The sequence below is a fragment of the Erythrobacter sp. W302b genome (assembly GCF_046452395.1).
GTDB lineage: Bacteria > Pseudomonadota > Alphaproteobacteria > Sphingomonadales > Sphingomonadaceae > Erythrobacter.
Window position 1 is genome coordinate 2,218,320 of the sequence record NZ_JBKFDH010000001.1, and the last position, 23,650, is coordinate 2,241,969.

Sequence of the window (23,650 nt, forward strand, 5' to 3'; positions counted from 1 at the left end):
TCTTCCTTCTAAAATTTTTGTAAGACTTATTATTATTAGCCCACCTGGAAGTAATCACCCGCGCCGATGATCGCCCCAACCGCTGCTTCGGCACTTGCCTCGTCGAACACGATCGGACCGTCGGGGTCGAGCACGTTATCAAGAATAATCGTGCTCGCCTGGTTCGTGGTGAAATCAAAGTACTCGATGCGCAGATCGCGGGCGTCATCGGGATCGGTGCTGAAGCTCACTTCACCAATGTCACCATCGATGAAGACGATACGGTCGTCAGCACGGAAGTTTTCAATGCGGATGAAGCTTTCCGGAGCATCGAGGTCTTCGATGAAGGTTGCCTGCACGCCCGCCGCGTTGAACGTCGCAGTGCCCGACGCGATCGCAACGTCTGACGGAGCAGCCGAACCACGGAAGTAATCGCCCGCACCGAAGGCCAGAGCCAAGGCGGCTTCGGCATCGGCTTCCGTCACGATCGGATCGATCGTGAGACCGTCGAGCACATCAACCAGCGTGATGAGGTTGGTCGTCGCACCATCGTCATCGAGACGCGAGATCACCAGGTTGCCGTTGCCATCGTCCTGGAAGGTGTAATCGCTCGGATCAAACCCGTCGAAGAAGATGAAGTCGTTGGCACCAAAGTCGACGATGTTGACTTCAGTGAAACCACCCGACGTTTCGGTGAACTGGAAGTTCGTGTCCGTAACGTCACCAGCCTGGATGCCAGCGTTGACCACAACCGGAGCACCAATCGCGCCGAGGTCATCAATCGACAGAACATCGATCTCGTCCGCCACCGCGATGGTGATGGCCTGAGTCGCCGACAGAGCCGGGTTGCCGTTATCGGTCGCCGTGATGGTGACCGAGTAGCTCGCCTTACGCTCGAAGTTGGCCGGAGCGTTCAACCGCACTTCACCCGTGGCAGCATCGATGTTGAACGCAGCCGCGTCCGCACCGCTGATGCTGTAGGAGAGCACGTCGCCCGCATCCACATCGGTTGCACTCGCGTCATACACAACGGTCGTAGCCGGAGCATTTTCCGACACCGTGCCCGTCGTCGGCGAGGTGATGACCGGTGCATCGTTGGTGCCGGTGATGGTGATGGTCAGCGTCGAAGCTGCCGTACCGCCATTCCCGTCACTCACGGTGTAGTTGGCCACGACCACCTGCGTCGCACCCGAGCGGAGCGACTGGTAGGCCGGATCCGAGGTGTCGAAGGTGTAGCTGCCGTCCGCATTGAGCGTCAGGCCCGCAACCGGTGCGGCCAGTGCATAGGTCAGGACATCCGACGCATCGACATCGCTGTCGTTGGTCGCGACCGAGCCGGTCACATCGGGGCCGTCTTCGGTTGCAGTAGCAACGTCAGCCACAGCCACCGGCGCGTCGTTCGTGCCGTTCACCGTCAGCGTGACAGTCGCCTGGTCGGTGCCGCCGTTGCCGTCCGACACTTCGTAGGTGAAGGTGGCAACCGCAGTCTCGCCAACAGCGAGGCTGTCGTAAGCTGCGTCGTCCGTATCAAACTCCCAGCTGCCATCGGCATTGAGGGTCAGACCGGCCGGCGCATTACCGACGATCGAATAGGTCAGGACGTCCGATGCATCGACATCGCTGTCGTTGTCCGACAGGTTGCCGGTCACGATCCCGGTGCCTTCGGTCGCTTCGTAGACATCGTCCACAGCTACCGGCGCGTCGTTCGTGCCGTTCACGGTGAGCGTGACAGTTGCCTGATCGGTGCCGCCGTTGCCGTCCGACACTTCATAGGTGAAGGTGGCCACCGCTTCTTCGCCAACCGCAAGGCTGTCGTAAGCTGCGTTGTCCGTGTCGAACTCCCAGCTGCCGTCCGCGTTAAGCGTCAGACCAGCGGGCGCATTGCCGACAACCGAGTACGTCAGCACGTCGCCGACATCGACATCGCTGTCGTTGTCCGACAGATCGCCGGTGACAACGCCGGTGCCTTCATCGGCTTCGTAGACGTCAGCCACAGCGACCGGCGCGTCATTCGTGCCCGTCACGGTGATCGTCAGCGTCGAAGTCGCCGTGCCACCCTTGCCATCGCTGACAGTGTAGTTGGCAACAACCACCTGGGTCGCGCCGACCGCGAGCGACTGGTAAGCGGCGTTCGACGGATCGAAGCTGTAGCTGCCATCAGCATTCAGCGTCAGACCAGCCGGAGCGGTACCAACGATGGCGTAGGTGCGGACGTCGCCAACATCGACATCGCTGTCGTTGGTCGCAACCGAGCCCGTCACCACAGCACCGTCTTCGGTTGCAGTCGCAACGTCAGCCACGGCCACCGGAGCGTCGTTCACGCCGGTCACGGTGATGGTCAGGGTCGAAGCCACCGGCGGGGCAATGCCGTCGCTGACAGTGTAGTTGACGACAACCGACTGGGTCGCGCCAGCCCCAAGCGACTGATACGCCGCGTTCGAGGGGTCAAAGCTGTAGCTGCCATCCGCGTTCAGGGTAACGCCAGCCGGCGCAGTGCCCACGACCGCGTAGGTCAGCGTAGCGCCCGTGTCGACATCGCTGTCGTTGGTCGCCACCGAACCCGTCACCACGGCGCCATCTTCAGTCGCGGTCGCGACATCAGCGACAGCAACCGGAGCGTCATTCGTGCCGGTCACCGTGATAGTCAGGGTCGAGGTCGCGGTGCCACCGGCGCCATCGCTGACGGTGTAGTTGGCAACCACCACCTGGGTCGCACCGGCCGCCAGCGGCTGATAGGCCGCGTTCGACGGGTCGAAGCTGTAGGTGCCGTTCGCATTCAGCGTCAGACCAGCAACCGGAGCCGCCAGCGCGTAGGTGAGCGTGGTGCCAGCATCGACATCGCTGTCGTTGGTCGCAACCGAGCCCGTCACTGCCGGAGCATCTTCGGTAGCCGCGGCGGTATCCGCAACAGCGACCGGAGCGTCATTGGTGCCGGTCACGGTGAGCGTGACGTTCGCGGTGTCGGTTCCGCCGTTGCCGTCATTGACGGTGTAGGAGAAGGTCAGAACGCGGGTCGCGCCAGCGGCCAGGCTGTTGTATTCAGCGTTGTTGCTGTCGAAAGTGACAGCGCCAGCAGCCGAAAGCGTAACACCAACCGGGAGAGTGCCGTTGGCCGTGTAGGTCAGCGCATTGCCGTCGGGATCGCTATCATTGCCGGTCACCGACAGGTTGACAGTGCCCGAACCTTCGGTGGCAGCCAGCGTATCGTCGCCCGCAACCGGGGGCCGGTTGCTGGGAAGATCGCTTTCCTTGTTGCCGCCGCCAGCTGCAACAGCAATGCCGCCGCCGATCGCTGCGAGCGCCAGAACGCCGATCAGGACGCCGGAGATACCGCCGTCCTCATCATCTTGACCCAGCGAAGCAGCACCATCAACGCCCTGGCGCGCCGGCGCACCAGCCTGCGCAAACTGCACGGTCGTCAGACCGGAGGTAAGATCGATTGCAGGGGCAGTCGCCGTGAACTCGGCGGTCTCAACCACATCAGCTTCCGCTTCTTCAGCGGCCGCAAGCTGGAGCTCTTCCTTATCCTTCTCGGCATCTTCAGCGAGCTTCGCGAGAACTTCTTCGCTCTCAGCTACCGCGTTGGCCGCAGCAACCTTTGCCGCCGCCAGTTCGGCTTCGGTCGGCACCGCGCGCGTCGGCTGAGACGGAGCAGCGTGAGCTTGCTGAGCGTTCGGCTGCGAAGCAGCAACGACCGCCTTTTGCGCCTGAACTGCCGAGTGTCCGGCATCCTGCTCGTTGTGGCTAACTGTAGCCTCATTTGCGCTACTGTTCACACTCACCATCCTGTCCATTAAAAGAAACTCCCTTAGTGCGTGACGGTGCATTAGCCAGTGGTTTGGGGCAACGCAAGCCTCGTTTTGGGTGTTTATGCTTTGATGGGATTCACTGCACACAGTGTTGTCAATTTGCACCATCTTGGCACCTTTTCCCCAAGTTCCTTACTTCCGCGCGCCGAGAAAGTGGGAGCGATAGCGCCAAAATCGGTTCGGTTTGGCGGCCTGATGGATGGTGGGCAACGGGGCTGGACCCAGCCTCGGCCTGCCTGTTTCCCGTCGAAGCGATGATGCCTGGCGACGGTGGGACGAGGCATTTTCGGTCATTGCAGACGAAAGGTATGGAACTTCATTGATTCCACTGGCTTGCCCCGTCTCCAGCAAGTCGCCCACTCCTCCCTCGAGCCAGGTCATTGAAGCATCGCTATCACGCAGGCTCTGGCGATCAGAATGGGGATCACGCTCCTGCTGCTTCACTCGCCGAAAGGTGCGATCGGATATCGCCTCGGGCGTTCTGACGAGGCGCGCATCGCATCAGACAGCCCCATGCATCGTCGTGCAGCTGCGATGATGAGTCTGAGAGCTTTATCATCTGGCAGGCAGCGAAGCGACAGCTCGGTTGCCCCGACTATCGCTGGAGGATCATGCTGGCGGCCACAGACGCCTGAAACAGCCGCGAGATCCTTTTTGCCGGCTGAGCGCCGGCCGCATCTCGATCCCGAGATAGAACGATACACAAAATGTATATTTACCTAGGACAAGTCCAGAGGTGAGCTACATTGTATTATAATGTACTCCAACGTGCTTGATTCAACTAAACTGGTCATATAGCACCGCGGGCAATCGCGACGGGGGAACGGCTGTGAAGTCACATGCGAAGGTACGCGAATCGAGGGTTCAATTTCTGCTATCCTCGTTGGCCGATGGCCTGTCGCTTGAAGATGCCGCAACCGCTCACGGGTTTTCGGTCGAGGACGCTCGCAAGCGGTTGGTCGAGCTGAGTTCAATGCTACCAGAACATCCTGAGAGCTTTGACCCTGAAATGGCCGAAGCCACAGCGTTTGACATGCCGCCGCCTTATCCAGCATCCCGATCATCCGATCCGCGCCACCCCCTGACCCTTAAGATCGCGTTGCTTGACGAACTCGTCGCGAGGCTTTCACCCGATGAGTTGCGCGGCCTGGGCCGGAGGCTGATCAACATGGCCGAAGCGGTCGAGCAGGATTGGCGGCCCGAGGTTGTCCGTTCAAGCTACACCGCGCCGTCTACCGCCGCGCGGATCGAGCGTAATGCGCTGGAACTTGCAAAGGTTGCCCTGCTCCTGATTCAGTTTCGCCAACAACGCGCCAAGTTTTTGCCGCCAGATGCGCACGATGGGCCGGCATGGGATATGCTTCTGGAACTCTTTGTACAGTTTTCAGGGGGCACAGCCGTATCTACCAAGAGCCTGATCAAGGTCTCCCGAGCGCCGCCGACGACAGCCTTTCGTCAGATCGATCGACTGGAGCGAGAGGGCCTGATCAAGCGAAGAACCAGCGATGTCGACCAGCGGGTTACGCTGATCGACCTGACCCGCAAGGGGGTCGTGGCTGTCGGCCGCGCGCTGGAAGAATTTCCATAGGCATCGCTATCCAGCGGTCAGGCAGACATTTGAATAATGGCTTAGGCTTTATCGAACCCCTGCAGTGGATGACGCCCGTCTGATCGCAAGCCAGTCCGCTTGACGAAGCGATCCCCCGGCTTTCAGCATAGACGCTATGCCCGCGCCACTTCGCCAGCGCACCTTTGCGGGCGGCAATCTAGATCTGGTCTTAGAGCAGGTGGCGATCGGCTCGGATGAGCCAACCCGTTTACACCAATCTTGCGCCGTCTCATGATAGTTGGTGGCCTCAAGCTTGGCCCGCTAATCCACCGACATTCCGCAGATTAGGCCGGAACCGCACATTCCTATTCACAGCGCGCTTGCCGATTTCCGGCGTGGCGCTGGCGTAATGAATATCTCGGAACGGCGGCACCGCCCCAACTTCGCCTCTCACCAGCAACGACAGTTCAGAGCAATTGCCCTGGCGGTGCTTCACTTCGCTTCATCAGCCTCCTCGCGGGCTCGGTTCTGCGCGCACACGCGGTTCTTGGCGCAGAGACTTACCGACAGGCTGGCCGCGAGGACCGCGGCCAGCCCTCTCAGTGCATTTCACCATAAAAAACAGACTGAACGAGATGTTAACCATTAACGGGATATAGGCAGCGGCGCGATCACTCGAACGCATGATTGTAAAAAATCGGAGACCAAATCGTGACCACTAAGCTTTTTCTCTCGGCAGCATTTCTTGCTGCCACAGTATCTTTTTCGACCGGAGCTCAAGCAGAGTCGCGGTTTGTGACGGGCACTGCTAGCCCGCTGACGGCGAGTGCCAATCTCGACTTTACGGTGACCATTCCGAAGTTCGTCTATGTCCGGATCGGCACGGGTACGGATCGGGCCAACAACACCAATGTCGACAATCTCGTGTTTACGGTGCCCGCGGCCAACGTGGGTGACGGCACCGCGATTTCTGGCACGGGCGGCGACCTGACCGGCGGCCAAGTCACCGCACGAGTTACCGGCAACAATGGCACGATCGCCTTTAGCTCGACGACGCTCGGCCCGCTCAACAATGGCTCTGGCGACACGATCTCGTGGTCGCAGATGGCTGTTGCCGTGACCGCGAATACGAGCGCCACCGCGCTCGCTCACCCCACGCTGGTTGATGGTGCGACGACCAGCATCAACCTGACGCCGACGAGCGGTACGAAGGTAACGAACCTTGATGCGCGTTGGACCTTTTCCTACCGCAACCAGAACATCGTGCCAGCCGGTACCTACGGCGGCGTGAACACGCAAAACGGCCGCGTGACCTACGCGGTGTCGATGCCCTGATCTTGCTCGGCCGGAGCTTGGCGCATGCTAGCGCCGAGCTCCGGTCAGCCACATTGGGAGCCCGCTCATCCTGATTGGCGGAAATGCCACAGCCGCGTCCCATCGCAAGACACGTTTGATTAACCATACCTCATGCCCTTAAACTGAGCTACGCTTGCCCGTCTTCCGTGTGCGGAGATAGTAATGGGGCAGAGCGTGAGACGTTGGCGGGCATCCACGATACGAAAGCTCGCAGCGCTGTGCGCGCTCGCTCTTTTCATCGAGGCAGCGCAGGCGGGATCACGGTTCGAAACCAGCCCCATGCCGGGCACAAATCCAACCGTATCTCTCGACTTTACGATCGTGATACCTGAGGTTGTTTACCTTGGCTCGGCTTCGGCGGGGACAGTCAATGACATTCCGCAACGGTTGAGCCCTCGAAGGGCCAGTGGTGGGATGGCGAGCCAGCCCTATCTGGTACTAACCAACGCCGGAACCCTCGCTTTCGCGCCTGCCCGTGTCGACAGGCGTCAAGGCCGGGACATCCGCACCAGCGGCGGGGCGCCTCAGGCTTCGCCAATCGGTGTATATCTTGTGGCCATCCCTTGAATTCCGTCTGACCTCCAATCAAGGCTTTACGGGCAGCGTGAATTAATCAAGGATTCCCAGCATGATCGCTGAAAGTGATAAACAAATGGGGCGCATTGCCGACAGCTTTCTTGGTTGCAGGACCGCTCTATGGCGAAGCACTGCGGTCATGACCTTGCTCGCCTGTACTTTCGGCGCGCAAGCCGCAGAGGCTTACACGATCACGATCACTGCGGGGGCGCGATCCATCTACCTGCAAGTTGGGGCCGGAGGATATACGGGCACCAACGCGTCGGGCGGCACCCCGGGCAACAATGCAACGATCAACGTTGTCTCGGTTACTGTGCCGAATGGGGCGGTCGGCTCCGGCACTCCCCAGGCGATGACGTCGAACAGCACCGTATCGCAAAGCCCGATCGATGGTTTTGCCTTCTGCAATCCCCCCTCGCAGGTCTATATCGGTGCATGGTCTCGGCCAGGCTCGGGGAATGGCGTGGCGACGCTGACCGTCACTTCGCCGGCCAACCTCACCAGCGGTAGTGACACCATCCCGTTCAGCCAGATCAGCTGGGTCATGTCAGGCAATGGCGATACGGTTTTCGAGTTCCCGAACGGAACCTTCACTGGGGGTACGCAGACCCTTGCAACCTTCCCACGGAACACCTGGAAGGAGCAATGCATGACATTCTCCTACGCCAATACTGTGATACCTGCTGCCGGGACCTACACCGGCCGGGCGGTCTATACTCTGAGCTTGCCTTGAAAAAGTTCATCCTCCCTGTTTTGCTTTGCTGCACCCCTGCCGGCGCGTCTGTAGCCTTTGCCGCGCAAGAGGACGTGGTGTCATCGGGTCGGGTTTTCAGGGTTGATGACAGCGGCACTGTCGTTCTCGATCCTGTTCTCGAAATGGAGTGGCAGCCGCCGGGGCGCAGCGGCACGACCTCACTCGTAGCAGGTTCGACGCGTGTTAGCGTTCAGCTCAACCTTGCCGCGTGGGTCGGGCGGACGGGGCGGATATACATGACCTTGCCACGCACTCCCGGCCCCACGGTCCGGGCGACCTGGAGAACGGGCGGGACACTGCTGCCGGGCACCGTAATTTCGGGTGACCGAACGTTGGTTTATGCTGGCCCCGTGACCGGACCCGTGATGCGCGATCTGATCGACATTGCGCTTGAGGCCGATGGCGCCCGATTGACCCAGCCTGAGGCTCTGGCGTTCGGCTTTGAAATCGAATTGGATCAGTGACGCCAATGACCAGTCAAACACTCTGTTTTCCGCTGGCCCTGTGGAGCGCCGGTCTGGCGCTTGCGATCGGGTCGCTTCCGGCCAAGGCGAATGAGTTTGCCCTGGCGGTCTCGCCGCCGCGTTTCGAGCTTACCGCGAAAACAGGCGAAACGGTGCGAGCCGTTGCAGAGCTCAGCAACCGATCCGACGTCCCAGCCGAGCTGACGTTCACGACGGCGGAATGGGACTTGACGGAGGACGGAGGCGTGGTCCTGACCGAAGCGCTCAAGCCCGGTTCTTGCCGCCCCTGGGTTGCGATTGAACGGCGGCAGACGTCCCTGCCCGGCAGAACCTCACTGCGTTACCGGTTCGAAGTGACCCCGCCGCCGGAGACCCCGCCAACCGAGTGTCGGTTTGCGATTGTCATCGCCGGTGGCGACAATGATGTCGCGCCTGCGGAAAACGTCAAATTCCCGGTAAGCGGACAGATCGCCCTCATCGTCTATGTTGCGGTCGGCGATGTGAAGCCCGTTCTCAGGATCGTGAAGGCGGATGTTGTCCCGATTGGCGGCGTCCAGACGCCGGTGGTGATGGTGGAGAACACGGGAACCGCGCATGGTCGGCTTTCAGCCTTTCTGAGCGGAACCGACGCCGCCGGTGTGCGGCGGGAATTTTCTCCCTCCACCCTCCCCATTCTCCCCGGCGAGACGCGTATGATCGCGCTCAATCCCGATGATGGCGAAGAGCTGCTGGAAGCCGGAGATCCAGCGCAGAGCAAGGCAAAGGAACCGATCGTCTTTCCGATAACGATCGCTGGCAAGATGGACGATTCGACCAACTCCTTCAAATTCGAAGGCGTGTTCGAGCCTGATGTGCAAGAGTGACAACCAGGCCTTGCTTCGAATTCGGGTTTGTCACAGATTTGGATTGCGGGCGGCAATGCTCGCCCCCCTGCTTGCGGCCACGGCCGCATTTGGTCAGACTCAGCCGTCTCCCAGCGAAAAGCCCGAACCAGAGCCGGCCTATGTCGATCGCCTGATCGGCGACGGTTCGCTTGAGCCGTCGCTGCAATCCGACGACGTCCCCTCCAGCAACACCAGCGGCAACCTCCGGTCGCTGGTGGTCGAATTGGGCGGCGCGCGGATCACCTCCAAATCGCAGACCAACAGCTTTGATACGTCGGCACTTGATCGACCGCAGGAAGAAGCGGGCATTCTCGTGTCCGGGAAATATCAGACCGATAATTTCGGCATGATCGGGCTTGATGCGCAGATACGCCGCGGGTCACGTCTCGGTCCACTGACCGAGCCGGGTACTGACCGCTGGAATGGCCTGTTCAGGCTTGCAACCGATGATTTGCCGCTCGGATCCGGCTGGCTTGGCGATGGAGCATTGGGCGCGACCTCCACACCGCTCATTGGCTTGTTTGACCGGCAAACCCGGTTCTTCCTGCCGGTCACCCCGATAATGGGCGCTTCCGTTTCGCTGGAGGCCTACAAGCCAATCAGCCCGACCGAGATCGATAAGGAACCGGTTCCATTCGCCAGCCTGAACTTTTCGGTCGGAGAGCCCGGATTGCTCGGCGGGCTGCGATTGAACGACTATTCGGGCCTGTCCGGTCTGCTGGTGTCCGGCGGCGGCCAACTCGAGCTGGCACCGGGCTGGACAGCAGGCGCACAAGCGATCGCTGTTGACGATACGCGCGATCCTTTCGCAGCGTTTATACAGACGCCAGGGACCGATGATGCCGCGGCCCGGATATCGTCACAGGCCGTGGTTGGATCGCTGGCTTTCACGCAGCCGGGGCTGCGCCTGCAGGCCAATGCGATATGGTCAAACCGTTCGGTCAGTCAGGCAGAGGCCCAGGCTTTCGCGCAGGCTGGTGAGGCTGTGGGCGGCTCAATCGACGTGAGATACCGGTCGGGTCGCAAGGTCCACAATGGAGGCATTTACTACTTCGGCCCCGGCCTTTCTTGGGGCGCATCGGCGGTGCTGAGCAATGCCTACGGCGCCTATTATCGCTTCTCGCGCTCGTCGCAGCGGTGGCGCTGGACCTTCAATTTCGATGCCATAGATTCGGTCGACAATTCGGGCCTCGGCGGCTTCGTTGTGAACGCCGACGCGCGCCGAAGCATCGGGTTTTCAACGGCTGTCGGCCTGAATTCGAGTTTGCGCGTTGCCAATGGGCAAAGCTCGGGACAAGCGCTCGCATATGTCGACTTCGAGACCGGCATCGGGACATCCCGGGCCGAAGCGGGCTGGAGCCGGGATGCCTTGTCAGACTTCTACCGGATCGGTTTCGTCCAGAATTGGACGCTCCCCGAGAGCCTGCCTGCGGGCAGCCGCCTGAGTACGCAAGCGTCTTATCAATATCGGAAGCAGTCTGGCGAAGGGTCCTCGGGAGCAGGCCTCGTACAAAGTGAGCGGGCAGACGGCTTCTCCCTCGCCGTCAGCGCCGGCTTGATGCCCTTCAAGGACGTCACCCTCGACGCTAACGTCGCTTACACGACCGACGACAGCACAGCGGCGTCGGAGTTTTTTGGCCCTTTCCAGTCCACCGGCGCGTCCTTCGGTAGCCTTGCCTCGCAGCAATCGGATTCATTTTCGGCAACGTTGGTTGCTTCTGCGCGGCTTTCGGCCAACTTGAGCCTTTCGGGCTCTTACACCGACACAAGATCAAGTCTGGTGTCACGTTTCGGCATCCCGTTTTTCAATTCGCCGCTTGGTCCCGATCCTGCTCAACTGGAAGAACTTCGGCGAAGCTCATTCCGGTTGCGCGCGGCATATCTCACCCTCCGCTACACGATGTCAGCCGGACGCCCGCGGAGCATGATAGGCAACCGCCAGTTCCCGGTCGGCGGCGTGGGGAACCTTGCCGGATCGGTGTATTTCGATGCCAACGCAAATGGCAAACGCGATCCCGCAGAAGCCGGCGTGTCGGGCATCATCGTCATTCTCGACGGGCGCACAGCCACCCGCACCGATCAAGCAGGCTTCTACGAGTTCCCAGGTGTGGCTGACGGCGAGCACCGCATCACGCTGAACGCCGATAACCTGCCGCTGCCGTGGGTCATCGAGCGCGACGGCACGGATGGGATCGGGCTGCCTTATGCCGCCACGGTTGCGGTCAACGTTCGCGCAACAACGCATCTCGATATCGCCGCGACGAGGCAATGAGCAGCTTGCCCTTGGTCGAGACGTAGAGCGTGTCAGGCGTTGTCAGAGCAAAGGCATCGGCCCGCCTGACAACGCGCCCAACGAAAACCGCCGCGCCCCGCCCTTACTGATACTCGGCGGTTGCCTTGCCGTTGTTCCAATAGAGGGTGATCTCTGAGACGGTGCACAGATTGAAGCCCTCCCAGGTGGCCTGGTCGCCATCCTCCCACACAATGAGAAGATCATACATGCAGGCCTTCTGATTGGGCGCGAAGTTGATCGTCACCCCCTCACCATCACCAAGCGTGTCGCGGCCGAGCACATCTTCTTCCCAGTCATTGCTGGACGAAGGCGCAACATAAACCTCGGCAATCGTGTAGCCCGTGGCATTGATAAGATCGAAATCCTGCTTCCCCGCCGAGACGGTTGTGGCCCCGAAAAGCAGCAATGCGGCCATCGCTGCGGCCTTAATCAAGTTATACATCTTGGCCCCCATTCCCCCCAGTTTCAGGACCAGAGAACGCGGATTTGGACGCTATTGCAAGCGAAATCACCGGGACCCGCTGGCTGTACGCAGCCCGGCCATGCATGGCGCGACGCGGTGCGAGCCTGACAGGGCTGCCCCGCCCTAGTCCTGCTTCAGCGCATTGAAACTGACATCCCAATCGGCCCGGGCATTGGTGATGAAGCCGGTGAAGCGTGCGGGCTTGCGCGCGCCGGTGGACCGCCGTTGCATGATCAAGATCGCCGGATCGCTGTCGTCTGGAGACAATCGCAGCGCCAGCACCAGCGTGTCGCCGATCACGCGCGCCCTGTCGGTGCCGTTCGCGCCGATCCATTCGCACGGTTCGTCCAGAGGATCGGAGCAAATGGCCCGTCTTGCATCCCAGCTGACTGTCGCCGTGGGTTCGCCGCGATCATGGATCACCTGCATCCCGATCAAATCAGCCCCGGCGACAGTGCGAATGCGGGGATCGACACGGGTCAGCGCATAATTCCCCTGCCAATCACCCGGCGGGATAGCGCCGTCACTTTCCTGCGCCAAAGCGTTCGGGGTCAGACCGATTATCGCGGCGACGGCGAGTATTGCCGTGCGGCGCATCTACTGGGCCGCCGGAATGGTGTAGCGCATCTGCACCATGGTATCGGTCGGCGAGTTCTCGATCACAATGATATCGAGCGTCCGGCCGTCAGGGTGCTTCCCGGCAATCTGGGTTTCCATAGTGTCGCGCACCTTTTGTGCAGCACCGACCTGTGGGGCGAACCCGGCCTTGGCCAGCGCCTCGGTATGGAAGGCAATCGCCTCTGCCGCGCTCCCCTGCGCCTGGTACATATCCATGCCGGTGGATCGCAGCGAGTTGCTGCCGCGCATCCCAGTCATGTAACTGCCACCCGGCATCGGCTCGACGAAATCGGGCATGTCATCCGGGAAGGGGCGCCCAGCCGCTTCGCTTTTCAACACGGCGGCCACACCCGTGGCCGCAGCCTGAGCAGCACCGGGGTCGCCGATGTCAGTCGCAGGCTCGCTGCCGCAACCGGCAAGGATCAGAGCGAGTGCTCCGGCAAAACCAATTCGCATCATGCTATTCTGCTCCCAATCATTCTGACGTGCGCGAATGCACGAGGTTGAGCGAGGCCTTGCCCGCATCGTCGACGACGATCATCACCATCAGCGATTTGGACTTGTCCTCGCTTTCACCCAACATCTGGACCATCTGGGCGGACTGCGTTTCCATGCCGATTTTCAGGCCATTGCGGGCCATCGAAGCGCGGTAGAAGGCGATCAGATCAGCGGGTGACTCGGATGTCTCGAAGGTGAACGAGCCGCCCGTTTTGCCGTCTTGGTTGACCGCCATATTGTGGATCGCATTCGCGCCCGAAGGCACTTCGGCGAAGTCGGGCAGATCGGAAACGGAGACGCCAGCCCCGGTCACGCCGCCGATGACCGCCGTGACGGCCGAGGCAGCGACGTCAGCCTCGGCGCTCCCGTTGGTATCATTCTCTGCGCTCTCGCCGCCGCAGGCGGTCAGCACGAGCACGGCACCGGCCAAAGCTGCAAGACGCTGCGTGATATAGAGATTGGTCATTTCTCAAGTCCCTGATGAAATAAATGAAAGCGGCGGGTGCGATGATCAGAAGGGCAGATTACCGCCGATCACATCGCGCACGCCTTGGCGCACCTTGTCGGCAGCAGCGCGCTCGGCCTCGTCTGCGGCTTCCCGTGCAAGCCGATCCGCCACTGTCTCGCTTGTGGACGCCCGCTTCTTGCTCTTCTTGTCACTGGCGGGACCCGTTGCCGCTTGCGTGGGAGTGGCGGCTGGCACCGCGCCGGTCAGAGTCCCATTCCAGCTGGCGAAGTAGGCATCTTCGGGAGCCTCTTCACAGGTGCTGTGGAGGCCGGTGAAGCTCTTGCGGTCGGCCGAAAAGGTCAGGGTGAAACGGCCGAAGATCCGCTGGCTGCCGCGCGCCGGGTCGCATTCACGCTGCACCGCCGTTCGACCTTGCGCTTCGTACCAGTAGCCGGTGAAAACATTGCCGTTGAGGGTGCCCTCAAGCCGCCCTTCCGTGATCGTGCCGCCGCCCGATTGATAGACGCTGTCAAAAAAGGCTTGGTCCTGTGTGACGGTGTAGGTGCCTGTCATCTGCGGGCCGAAGGGGGAGAGGGTGAGTGTAGGCCTCGCTCCGGATTCCACTTGAGTGGCGTAAACGCTGTTCATCTGTGCGGGCGCGGCCGGCGCGCCTGCGGCGGTCGCATTGCCGGTAGGCGAAGCGCCCCGCCCTGCTGCCGCTGCCACCACCGGTGCCCGGCACAGCACCTCGGACAGGTTTCCGCTGGGCGTGACCTGATAGGCCGCTGCCGCGCTGTAGGAACGGGTGCGGCAGAAGCTGGCTGCGGCTGCTTGCTGGCACTGGATCAGGGCGGCCCCTTTGGCGTTGGTGGCGCACGCACGCACGGATTCATTGTTGACCAGCGGCGCACAGAAAAACCCCGACGTCGGCCCGCGTCCGTCAGCACAGGTGGCCATAACCGGCGGGGTTGCCGGAGCAACCGGGCGTTGCTGTGCCTGACCGCTCGCGGGGATCGTCAAGGCACTGATGGCCAGAGCGGCAAACATGGTGTCGGTGTGGATCGGCATCAATTTTTCCTTCCTGACATCAACGCACGGCGCCGTCAGACTGCAAAACGCGGATGGGAGAAGATTGCCGTCAGGCTATCGCGGTCGCGCGGACCGGACATTCGCTTCCCCCCGAAGAAGAGCCCGGTTGTGGGCTTTCCTCCAAGCAGAACAGCAAAGCTCCACCAAAGCGGACACCCGTCGCAAAAAAAGTTGCGTTACAGCCTCATGGCCGCTTACCAAGTTGCCGGGGGAAAGGCGTATTGGCGCCTTTCCGAGTGATTGGGCATATTGCTGATGAACCAGAATTGGCCCAGGCTATCGGCGCTGATCGATGAAGCCATGGAGCTGCCCCTGACCGAGCAGCGCGCGTTTGTTGCGGCGCAAACCGATGGCGACCCGGATTTTCAGGCCGCCGCATTTCATTTCATCGACAGTCTGCATTCCGGCCTCACCGGTTTCATGCGGACGGGAGCGATGGGAGCGGATCAGGCGAACCGCCCCCCGCCCCTGACCGAAGGCGAACGCATCGGTGTCTGGGCGATCAAAGGCCTGATCGGCGAAGGGGGGATGGGTCGGGTCTATGCCGTCGACCGCGTCGAGGGCGGCTTCACGCAGGCCGGGGCGCTCAAACTCAACGATGCCCTGCCCGGCACAGACCTGATGGTGATGACGCAGGAACGTCAGGTCCTTGCCGACCTCGATCACCCCTCGATCGCACGCATTCTGGATGGTGGCACACTGCCCGACGGATCAAGCTGGATGGTCATGGAGCGGATCGACGGTCCGACCATTGATCGCTGGTGCGCTGACCATCAGCTCGGTCTGGCAGACCGGGTGCGGCTGGTGCTCGCTGCCGCTGACGGGCTGGCGCAGGCCCATGCGCGTTTGGTGCTGCACCGCGATCTCAAGCCATCAAACATTCTGGTCGATCCGATGGGACAGCCGCGTCTCATCGATTTCGGCATTGCGCGGCGGATTGGCAGTCATGATGCCGCCCCGCCGGAGCGCTTGTCGCTGGCCTATGCCGCCCCGGAATTGGTTGAAGGCCTGTCGGTCGGACCAGCGACCGACGTTTATGGCTTGGCGCAAGTGTTGCACGAATTGATGACCGGGCAGCCCGCCGCCCGGCGCAGCGGCTTGCCGGCGGGCATCGCGCTGGCAGTGGAGGGCGATACGCCGACAGCGACCAACCGCCCCGTCCTTCTTCCCGACGTTGCGCGCCGCGCGCGACCCGCGCTGTTGAACGATGTTGGCGCGGTGCTAGCCCGTGCGCTGAGCAGCGATCCGGCGGCGCGCTATCCCACCATGGACGCCTTTGCAGGTGACCTGCGCCGGGCGCTGGCCGGCCGCGCAGTCGAAGCGAGGCGGCATGAACCGGGCTACCGCTTTCGCCGCTGGCTTGCGCGTTTCAAATGGCCGGTGGCGGGCGTGGCTGCGATTGCGCTCAGCCTGGCAGGCGGGCTCGGCGCTGCGCTCTGGCAGGCGCGCGAGGCGAGAGCCGCCCGCGATGCTGCGGTGGTCGAGGCTGACCGGACCGAAGCGGTGCGCCAGTCGCTGTTTCTGGTCTTGGGCGAATCGACTGAGGCTGCGGGGCCTGATGGATCGCGCAAGGACGTGCTCGACCGCGCATCCGAACGCCTGACGCGCGAATTTGCCCGTGATCCGGCGCATTATGCACCGGTTCTGAAGGCACTTGGCGAGCTGTATTTTCATTCGAATGACTATCCGGGTGCCATCGGCCTGCTGAAGCCGGTCGCTTCCCTGCCGCTTGGCAGCCCGGCCGCACAGTCCGGCAAGGTGCCACCGGAGGTGATCGCCGAGGCCAAAGTAGACCTTGCGCAGATCTATCTGCGCACTGGCGAGCCCGAACAGGCTCGCACGATGCTCGCCGCCGCGCAGGCCTTTTGGGCCAGCGATCCGACCCGCTGGCAAAGCGACATGATCGAGAGCCGCTTGGCCGAGGCGCAGATCGTGCGCGACCTCGACAAGGACCCGCCCCGCGCCGCCGCGATCCTGCGCCGCGCGCTCGCGGACCGTATCGCCATGTCAGGCCCGGCGAACCGCGATGTCGCGATCTTCCAGAACAATCTCGGCAATGTCCTGTCGACGATGGGACAGCATAACGAAGCCGCCGCATCCTTCCGGCAGGCCAAGGCTACCTGGGCCGCCATCGGCGCGGGCGAAACGCCCGATGCAATGAACACGCTCAACAATCTGGCAGCGAGCGAGGTTCTGGCAGGGCGCCCGAAGGCAGCGGTGCCGCAATTTGCGGAAGCCGTGCGGCTCCGGCGTGAGCTGTTCGGCCCCTCGGCCGCGTTGGCAGCGCTGATCAACAATCACGCCAAGGCATTGCTGCTGACAGGGGATGCCGCGCAGGCCTTGCCGCTTGCGCGCGAGGCTACGGCGATGGCGCGCGAATTTGCTGGCGAGGGGTCGATGCTCCATGCGGCATCGGCGGCAGGGCTAAGTGAAGCTTTGCTGGGAACCGGGCAGCGGGCCGACGCCCTGGTCACTGCGCGGTCAGGGCATCTTGCCGCGCTGCAAACCTCAGGGGCGGGCTCGCCGCCCGAAATCGTGGCGCAGATCGCGCTCGCCCGCGCGAATGCCGCCAACGGCGACAAGGGTGCCGCGCGCGGTCAGTTGGCGGGCGCAGAAAAGGGCGTTGCGGCGATGGGGCCGGCAGGGGCGCGGCTCAGCGAGGCTATCGGCGATATTCGCAAGCGCTACGGCCTTTGAAACCGGGTTGCGGTCGGGCCCCTAATCGGATCCCGGCAGTTCGCCATCCTCCAGCAAAGTGCGCAGCAATACGCGGGCTTTGACCCAGTCGCGTCGCACAGTGCGATCCGTCATGCCGAGCAAGCGACCTGTTTCCTGATCATCGTAACCCCCAAAGAACCGACATTCGACCACCGCCGCCAGTCGTGGATCCAGGCTCTCCAACTTGCCCAAGGCATCGTCGAGCGCGATCAATTCGGCATCGCTCTGCCAGAACACCGGCACATCATCGTCAAGCGGCAGCACCACCGCCCCGCCGCCACGCCGCTGGGCGACGCGGCCCCGCGCATGATTGACCAGCACCTGCCGCATCGCGCGCGCTGCCGTGCGCAGGAAATGCTGTTCGTCGGCAAATCGCGGCGAGCGGCGAAGTTTCAGGAAGACTTCGGAAATGAGTGCCGTCGACCGAAGCGTTTCGGGGCTGCCGAACCGCGATGACAGCGCGCCTGCGATCATACGCAGCTGCGGATAGAGCGCCTCGACGAGAACGCGGACATCGTCGCCGGTGTCGTCGCCGTCAGCCATCCCCACGCCTTCCTTGCATTTTCTGGACCGATCCGAACGCCATACGCCCGGCTCTCGCTATGGCCGGGCGCGGACATAATCAAATGCAAAGTCCGCCGATTCCTCAAGCCCGCCATGTCCGCTTTCGCGGTCGGACCGTGTTTTGCCTGCGGGAGACCGCAATTTTGCAGTGCGGCTCCGAGCTCTATCGTCACCGGGAGGAATGATCATGACCATCAGCAGGCGCAAACTTATCGCCGGTACCGCGTTTTTGGCCGCCGGCCTTGCGACCAGCAGCATCAGCTTTGCCGCCCAAGCCGGTTCGATCTTGATCGAGATCGACAATCCCGAGGCGCTCAAGGGCCTGACAGGGCGCAAGCTGCGCAGCGCGATCATGCGCGGAATGCGGTTCAGGTCGGAACTGGGAATGACTGTCGAAGCGCAGTTCCTCGCCGCCCGGATCGATGATGGCACAGTGACCGATCTGTTCGCTTCGCGCGGGTTCAAGCTGGAAGCGGGCGATGTCGCCTTTCCGGGCGACATGTTTTTCCCGGGCGACATGTTCTTCCCCGGCAACATGTTCTTCCCCGGAGACATGTTCTTCCCCGGCAACATGTTCAAACCCCGTGTCAAAGTGCCCGCCAGCCAACGCGACAGCGCCACGCGCGCGCTGATGATGGACATCGCCAAATCCACGCTGGGTGAAGGCGGGGCGCCCAACGGCCTCGTGTTCTTCGTGTTGGCCGCAGATGCTGGCACGACCAGCGCAGGGCTCGGCGTGCCCACGCGCCCAGTGGGCTAATCATGCCACAGGGTCGCAGCACGGCACTGGTCGCAGGAGATGGCCCGGCCGGATTGATCGCTTCGTTGGTGCTCGCCAGGGGGGGCGTGCCGGTGACCTTGCTGACGGGCGGAGCCTCGCCTCAGCACAATCATGTGCATACCATCACCGCAGACACTTTGCGTGCCATTGGCCTGCTGGTCGGCACGCCGTTGGCAGGCTTTGCCGATCAACCGGCGTGGCAGGTTGTCGGCCGTAAGTTGGTGCGCGCAGTGGATCGCCCGGTGCTGGATGCGCAGCGATTGACGGCGCAATTGCGCGCATTGCTGGAGCATACCGGCCTCACGCCGATTACTGTAGTCGCGTGTGGCTCCGCCGAAGCGCTGACCGGAACGGCGCTAGACTGGCTGGCCGATGCAGAGCGGACCGGCGCCGATGTGTGCATTGATGCGACCGGCGGCAGCCGTCTGCTCCTGAAGGCGCGCGAACCCCGGCTCGATCTGTTCGAAACAGGCGGTCACAGCGTCTATAGCAGCTGGCGAGGGACAGCCGCCGTCGCGCATCCGCAGGTGACGCTTTGCGAGACGCTGGCGAGCGGTCGCACGGCCCTCATGGTGATTGACAGACATGAGGTGACGATGACCTGGCAATCAGAGCGCCCAATGACCGAGGGGGAACGGGATCGCTGGCTCAGCACCGTAGCCGCCATAGCGCCAGCGGGGCTCAAGGCGACGGTGCAGTCGGCGACATTCGGCAGCCACCGCCTCGCTCATCGCGCGCCCGTCGCTCGCCGCGCGGCGATCGAACAATTGTCCGATCACACCGGCGCGGTTCTGCTCCCGATTGGCGATGCCCTGTTGCAAACGGCCCCGCAAATGGGAAAGGGCTTTGCACAGCTCGTCGGGCAATGCGCGCAATTGCGCGCGCATTGCCACGCTCCGCGGCCGGATTGGGCTCGCTTGGTCCAAGCCCTCGCCGAAGGGGCCGACGCAGCTTTCCTGAGTGCGGCGCTGGTCGGCGCGGCGATCGACGCACGCGTGTCCCGGGAACAGAATGCCGCACCTTCGCGAGAAACCCAAGGGAAAGAGCGGACGCTGATGCAAAGTCTTGCTATGAGATTGGCAATGGCCCGACGCTAGGTGCAGCGCGCAGGCTGCCGATCGTTTAAACGGTGGGCGGCAGGGCTGTCTGCGAAAATACAGCAGGTTGATTGCCCGGTTCAGACGCAGGTCCACATTGACGAGGTAGCAAACCGCTCACCTCAGCGTTTCACGCCCATGGCCATCGCTTGCCGATCATCGTTGCGTATTCAACAGTCGCAGAAAACCCGATGGATCATGTCAAAGGCAGGGCATTGACTATCTAGCGCCGCGGCGCCTGGGCTGGCACACGACGTGTTCGGCAATCGGCACACATGCGGCGCAGGGGAAATTACACGATGAGACTATTCGGGGCATTGATCGCGGGCGTGTGCGCTTTGGCTGTGGTGCCTGCCGCAGCCGAAGAAGGCTTCTACCAATACCCGGCCGCACGCGGTGACGTGCTGGTCTTCGCCAGCGAGGGCGACCTGTGGCGCACCGGACGCGACGGCGGAACGGCTGTGCGCCTGACCAACCACCCCGCAGAAGAGAGCGAAGCACAGATCTCGCCCGATGGCACGATGGTCGCCTTCAGCGCGAGCTATGACAGCGAACGCGATGTCTATGTCATGCCTGTCGCTGGCGGCACGCCGCGGCGCCTGACATTCGAAGGTGGCTTCGTGCAGACCGTCGGCTGGACGCCCGATGGCCGCGTGATCTTTGCCTCTCGTCTTTCGGGCGGTGGTCAGGGCGAAATCCTCTACACCGTGTCTCCGCAGGGCGGGGAGGCGACCCCGATTCCGCTTTGGCGCGCCACCGGTGCGACCTTCGGCAGAGACGGGCGCACGCTGTTTTTCTCCCGCCGCGGCCTCTATGCCCGCGCCCGCGACAACGCCGTGCTCTATCGCGGCGGCGGGATGGAGCAATTGTGGCGCTGGACGATGAATTCGGACGCCGAAGCCGAGCGCCTGCTTGCCGATTTCGGCGCGCCGATCCGACAACCGATGGCATCGGGCGGGCGCATCTGGTTTCTGTCCGACAAAAGCGGCAAGGACGCCTTGTGGTCAGCTGCTGAGGACGGCAGCGACGTCCGGCAAGTCTCGCCCGACCTGCCCTTCCCCGTCCTCCAGGCCAGCATCGACGGCAGCGAAGCCTTCCTCCAGAACGGTGCTGATCTGCATGTTGTGTCGCTGGCGACCGGCGCGGTCCGCAAGCTTTCCATCGACCTCGTCACAGACCGCGAGCAGACTCGCGCCCGCGCGCTGAGCGAACCGCTCAAGCAGCTTGAGGCGGCGCGCATCTCGCCCTCGGGTGAGACAGTCGCTGTCACCGCGCGCGGACGGGTCGCACTCGCTGCGCCCAAACAGCTGCGCCGGGTCGAATTCGCTGTACCGATGGAAGCGCGCGCCCGGCAAGCGGTGCTGGGACCGAAAGACGGCAAGGCCTTCATGATCCTCGACCAGGGGGATCGGGGCGATATCTTCGCGATGGCAGCCGACGGGACAGGCGCGCCGGTTCCGGTCACGAAAGGGTATGACGCGCATATCTGGTCCTTCGCCGTCGCGCCCGACGGAAAAACGCTGGTTGTCTGGGACAAGTTGGCGCGGCTTCAGAAGGTCGATGTCGTGACCGGACGCGTCACCCTGCTGGCAAAGAACACCACCGGCGACGATGCTCCGTTCCGCGACCTCGCCTTCTCGCCTGACGGCAAGATGGTGGCCTATGCGGAGACATCCTCCGCCAACGGCGGCAACACCTCGGACCTGTATGTCCAGAACCTCACAACCGGCGAGCGGATCAAGGCGACCTCAGGCAAGTACAACGATTACGCCCCTGCCTTCGCGCATGACGGGGCGTGGCTCTATTTCCTGTCGGACCGCAACTTCGATCCCACCCCCGGCAGCCCGTGGGGCGACCGCAACATGGGCGTCGCCTTCCCCAACCGGGGCGAGATCTATGCGCTCCAGCTCGACCCCAGAGCGAAGTTCCGCTTCCGTGAGGACAACGAGCTCACAATGAGCGACGAGGACCGCGTAAAGCGCGAAGCCGAAACTGACGAGGCGGCGGCCGACAAGAAGAAGGACGAGAAGGCAAAAGCAGCCGAAAAGCCCGTCGCCATGGTTCTCGCCGGACTTGCCGAGCGGCTTTACAAGGTTCCTGCCAAGCCCGGTGTCGGCGGGCAACTCTTCGCCAACGAGAAGTTCCTCTACACCCGCCGCGACGAGGACGTTGTCGCGATTGCCATCGACAAGAGCGATGCGAAGGAGGAAGTCTTCGCCAAGGGCGCGCTCGACTTCGCGCTCGCCGCTGACGGCAAGACAGCCATGGTGGCCTCCGGTTCTCCGGCCAAGCCGACGCTGGCACTGGTTCCTGCCGAGGCCAAGATGCCCGAAAAGCTCGCGCCGCACCTGCTAAGGCTCGACGACTGGCGGCTGATCGTCAATCCCAAGGCTGAATGGCGGCAGATGTTCGTCGATGCCTGGCGGATGCACCGCGACTTCGCCTACGATCCGGCGCTGCGCGGGGTTGACTGGAACGCGGTGCGGGCCGTCCATGAACCGATGCTCGATCGGATCGGCCATCGCGCAGAACTCAACACCATTCTCGGGCTGATGGCCGCGCAGCTCGGCATCCTCCACAGCCAGGTGCGCGCCGGAGACCTGCCAGGCGACAGCGAAAACCCCGAGATGGCGTTCCTCGGCGCAAGCTACACCCCGGTTGCACAGGGTCTCCGCATCGACCGGATCCTGCGCTCCGAGGACGATCTGGTGTCACTTCGACCGACATTGCGCCGTCCGGGCGTCGATGTGCGCGAAGGTGACGTGATCCGCTTGGTCGACGGCCGCCCGGTCGCTTCGGTCGCCGACCTGCAGCTCGCCCTATCGGGCAAGGCAGGGCAGCAGGTGCGGCTCGACCTTTCCCGCGGCACGCGCACATTCAGCACCATCGTCGAACCGATGACGCTGCAGGGCCTCCAGACCGCCAGCTATCTTGATCATGTCGAGGCCAAGCGCGCTGCCACAGCACAGCTATCCGAAGGACAGATCGGTTATGTCAGCCTGCGCGCGATGGGTTCGGACGATGTCGCCACCTTTGCGCGCGACTGGTTTCCGCAGCTCGGCAAGCAGGGGCTGATCATCGACGTGCGGAACAACAACGGCGGAAACATCGACAGCATCGTGGTGGACATGCTGATGCGCCGTGCCTGGGCATTCTGGGCGCGGCCCGACGGCCCCGGGATCCCCACCACCAACATGCAGAACGCCTATCGCGGCCATGTCGCCGTGCTGATCGACGAGCGCACCTATTCGGATGGCGAGACCTTTGCGGGTGCGGTCAAGTCGCTGGGGCTCGCCCCGCTGATCGGGCAACGCACGGCAGGCGCGGGCATCTGGCTGTCGGATCGCAACCGCCTTGCCGATAATGGCGGGGTGCGGATCGCCGAGAACGCCCAATACAGTCTCGATGGGCGCTGGATCATTGAAGGCTACGGCATCGCACCGGATTACGAGATCGACAATCCGCCAGCTGCGAGCTTCAAGGGGGAAGATGCGCAATTGAACGCCGCCGTGGCGCTTCTGAAGGATAAGATCGCGCGTGAACCGGTGCCAGCGCTGGTGCCGCGGCCCTTGCCGCGGCTCGGCACACCGGGAGCCGACGTTGTCCCGCTTCCGCAGAGGTGACCATTCGCAACCGGCTCAACGCGACCAGCGACACGTGACACAGCGCGGTCAAAACCGCGTAAGTCAATAGGGAAGGGATCAGCCCGA

Annotated in this window: 17 protein-coding genes; 10 read left to right on the forward strand and 7 right to left on the reverse strand. The window is 62.7% G+C overall.

The annotated features are described in order from the left end of the window. Positions 1-35 precede the first annotated feature (35 nt). Entirely contained in the window at positions 36-3,608 is a 3,573-nt protein-coding gene (locus tag ACLBKT_RS10495) for an Ig-like domain-containing protein (RefSeq protein WP_410182863.1), read from the reverse strand. Between the two features lie 1,009 nt (positions 3,609-4,617). Between ACLBKT_RS10495 and ACLBKT_RS10500 the strand changes: the two genes are divergently transcribed. The 6 genes from ACLBKT_RS10500 (at position 4,618) to ACLBKT_RS10525 (ending at position 11,643) form a co-directional block, all read left to right on the forward strand. Beyond that, positions 4,618-5,376 (forward strand): MarR family transcriptional regulator, encoded by a 759-nt coding sequence (locus tag ACLBKT_RS10500; protein ID WP_410182864.1) that lies wholly within the window; start codon positions 4,618-4,620, stop codon positions 5,374-5,376. A gap of 756 nt (positions 5,377-6,132) precedes the next feature. Continuing rightward, positions 6,133-6,672 (forward strand): hypothetical protein, encoded by a 540-nt coding sequence (locus ACLBKT_RS10505; protein ID WP_410182865.1) that lies wholly within the window; start codon positions 6,133-6,135, stop codon positions 6,670-6,672. A 649-nt stretch (positions 6,673-7,321) separates the two neighbouring features. Next, the gene (locus ACLBKT_RS10510; RefSeq protein WP_410182866.1) at positions 7,322-8,002 is read left to right on the forward strand and encodes a hypothetical protein; all 681 of its coding nucleotides are present in this window, start codon (positions 7,322-7,324) and stop codon (positions 8,000-8,002) included. Between the two features lie 257 nt (positions 8,003-8,259). Further along, positions 8,260-8,487, forward strand: coding sequence for a hypothetical protein (locus ACLBKT_RS10515; RefSeq protein ID WP_410182867.1), 228 nt, complete (start codon positions 8,260-8,262; stop codon positions 8,485-8,487). Then, positions 8,484-9,350 carry a hypothetical protein gene (locus ACLBKT_RS10520; RefSeq protein WP_410182868.1) on the forward strand — a complete coding sequence of 289 codons (867 nt, stop codon included), beginning with the start codon at positions 8,484-8,486 and terminating at the stop codon, positions 9,348-9,350. Before ACLBKT_RS10515 ends, ACLBKT_RS10520 begins: the two co-directional genes overlap by 4 nt. 55 nt (positions 9,351-9,405) lie before the next feature. Continuing rightward, positions 9,406-11,643, forward strand: a complete 2,238-nt coding sequence (locus ACLBKT_RS10525) for an SdrD B-like domain-containing protein (protein WP_410182869.1) — start codon at positions 9,406-9,408, stop codon at positions 11,641-11,643. A 103-nt stretch (positions 11,644-11,746) separates the two neighbouring features. Here the strand turns inward: ACLBKT_RS10525 and ACLBKT_RS10530 are convergent, their stop codons facing one another. The 5 genes from ACLBKT_RS10530 to ACLBKT_RS10550 form a co-directional block, all read right to left on the reverse strand. Then, positions 11,747-12,106 (reverse strand): argininosuccinate lyase, encoded by a 360-nt coding sequence (locus ACLBKT_RS10530; protein WP_410182870.1) that lies wholly within the window; start codon positions 12,104-12,106, stop codon positions 11,747-11,749. A 144-nt stretch (positions 12,107-12,250) separates the two neighbouring features. Beyond that, the gene (locus ACLBKT_RS10535; protein ID WP_410182871.1) at positions 12,251-12,724 is read right to left on the reverse strand and encodes a hypothetical protein; all 474 of its coding nucleotides are present in this window, start codon (positions 12,722-12,724) and stop codon (positions 12,251-12,253) included. Beyond that, positions 12,725-13,204: a hypothetical protein gene (locus ACLBKT_RS10540; protein WP_410182872.1), complete on the reverse strand. Its 480-nt coding sequence runs from the start codon at positions 13,202-13,204 to the stop codon at positions 12,725-12,727. It lies immediately after the preceding gene. A 16-nt stretch (positions 13,205-13,220) separates the two neighbouring features. Then, positions 13,221-13,709: a hypothetical protein gene (locus tag ACLBKT_RS10545; RefSeq protein WP_410182873.1), complete on the reverse strand. Its 489-nt coding sequence runs from the start codon at positions 13,707-13,709 to the stop codon at positions 13,221-13,223. A gap of 45 nt (positions 13,710-13,754) precedes the next feature. Beyond that, the gene (locus ACLBKT_RS10550) at positions 13,755-14,759 is read right to left on the reverse strand and encodes a hypothetical protein (protein ID WP_410182874.1); all 1,005 of its coding nucleotides are present in this window, start codon (positions 14,757-14,759) and stop codon (positions 13,755-13,757) included. Positions 14,760-15,035: 276 nt separating this feature from the next. Between ACLBKT_RS10550 and ACLBKT_RS10555 the strand changes: the two genes are divergently transcribed. Then, positions 15,036-17,477 (forward strand): protein kinase domain-containing protein, encoded by a 2,442-nt coding sequence (locus tag ACLBKT_RS10555; protein WP_410182875.1) that lies wholly within the window; start codon positions 15,036-15,038, stop codon positions 17,475-17,477. 21 nt (positions 17,478-17,498) lie between these two features. Here ACLBKT_RS10555 and ACLBKT_RS10560 read toward each other — a convergent pair whose 3' ends face one another. Continuing rightward, on the reverse strand, positions 17,499-18,041 hold the full coding sequence (locus tag ACLBKT_RS10560; protein WP_410182876.1) for an ECF-type sigma factor: 543 nt from the start codon (positions 18,039-18,041) through the stop codon (positions 17,499-17,501). A 208-nt stretch (positions 18,042-18,249) separates the two neighbouring features. Here ACLBKT_RS10560 and ACLBKT_RS10565 point away from each other — a divergent pair, with 208 nt between their 5' ends. From ACLBKT_RS10565 to ACLBKT_RS10575, 3 genes are all read left to right on the forward strand, one after another. Next, positions 18,250-18,822, forward strand: a complete 573-nt coding sequence (locus ACLBKT_RS10565) for a hypothetical protein (protein ID WP_410182877.1) — start codon at positions 18,250-18,252, stop codon at positions 18,820-18,822. A gap of 134 nt (positions 18,823-18,956) precedes the next feature. Beyond that, positions 18,957-19,940: a hypothetical protein gene (locus tag ACLBKT_RS10570; RefSeq protein ID WP_410182878.1), complete on the forward strand. Its 984-nt coding sequence runs from the start codon at positions 18,957-18,959 to the stop codon at positions 19,938-19,940. 299 nt (positions 19,941-20,239) lie between these two features. Further along, positions 20,240-23,563 (forward strand): S41 family peptidase, encoded by a 3,324-nt coding sequence (locus ACLBKT_RS10575; protein ID WP_410182879.1) that lies wholly within the window; start codon positions 20,240-20,242, stop codon positions 23,561-23,563. Positions 23,564-23,650: the final 87 nt, after the last annotated feature.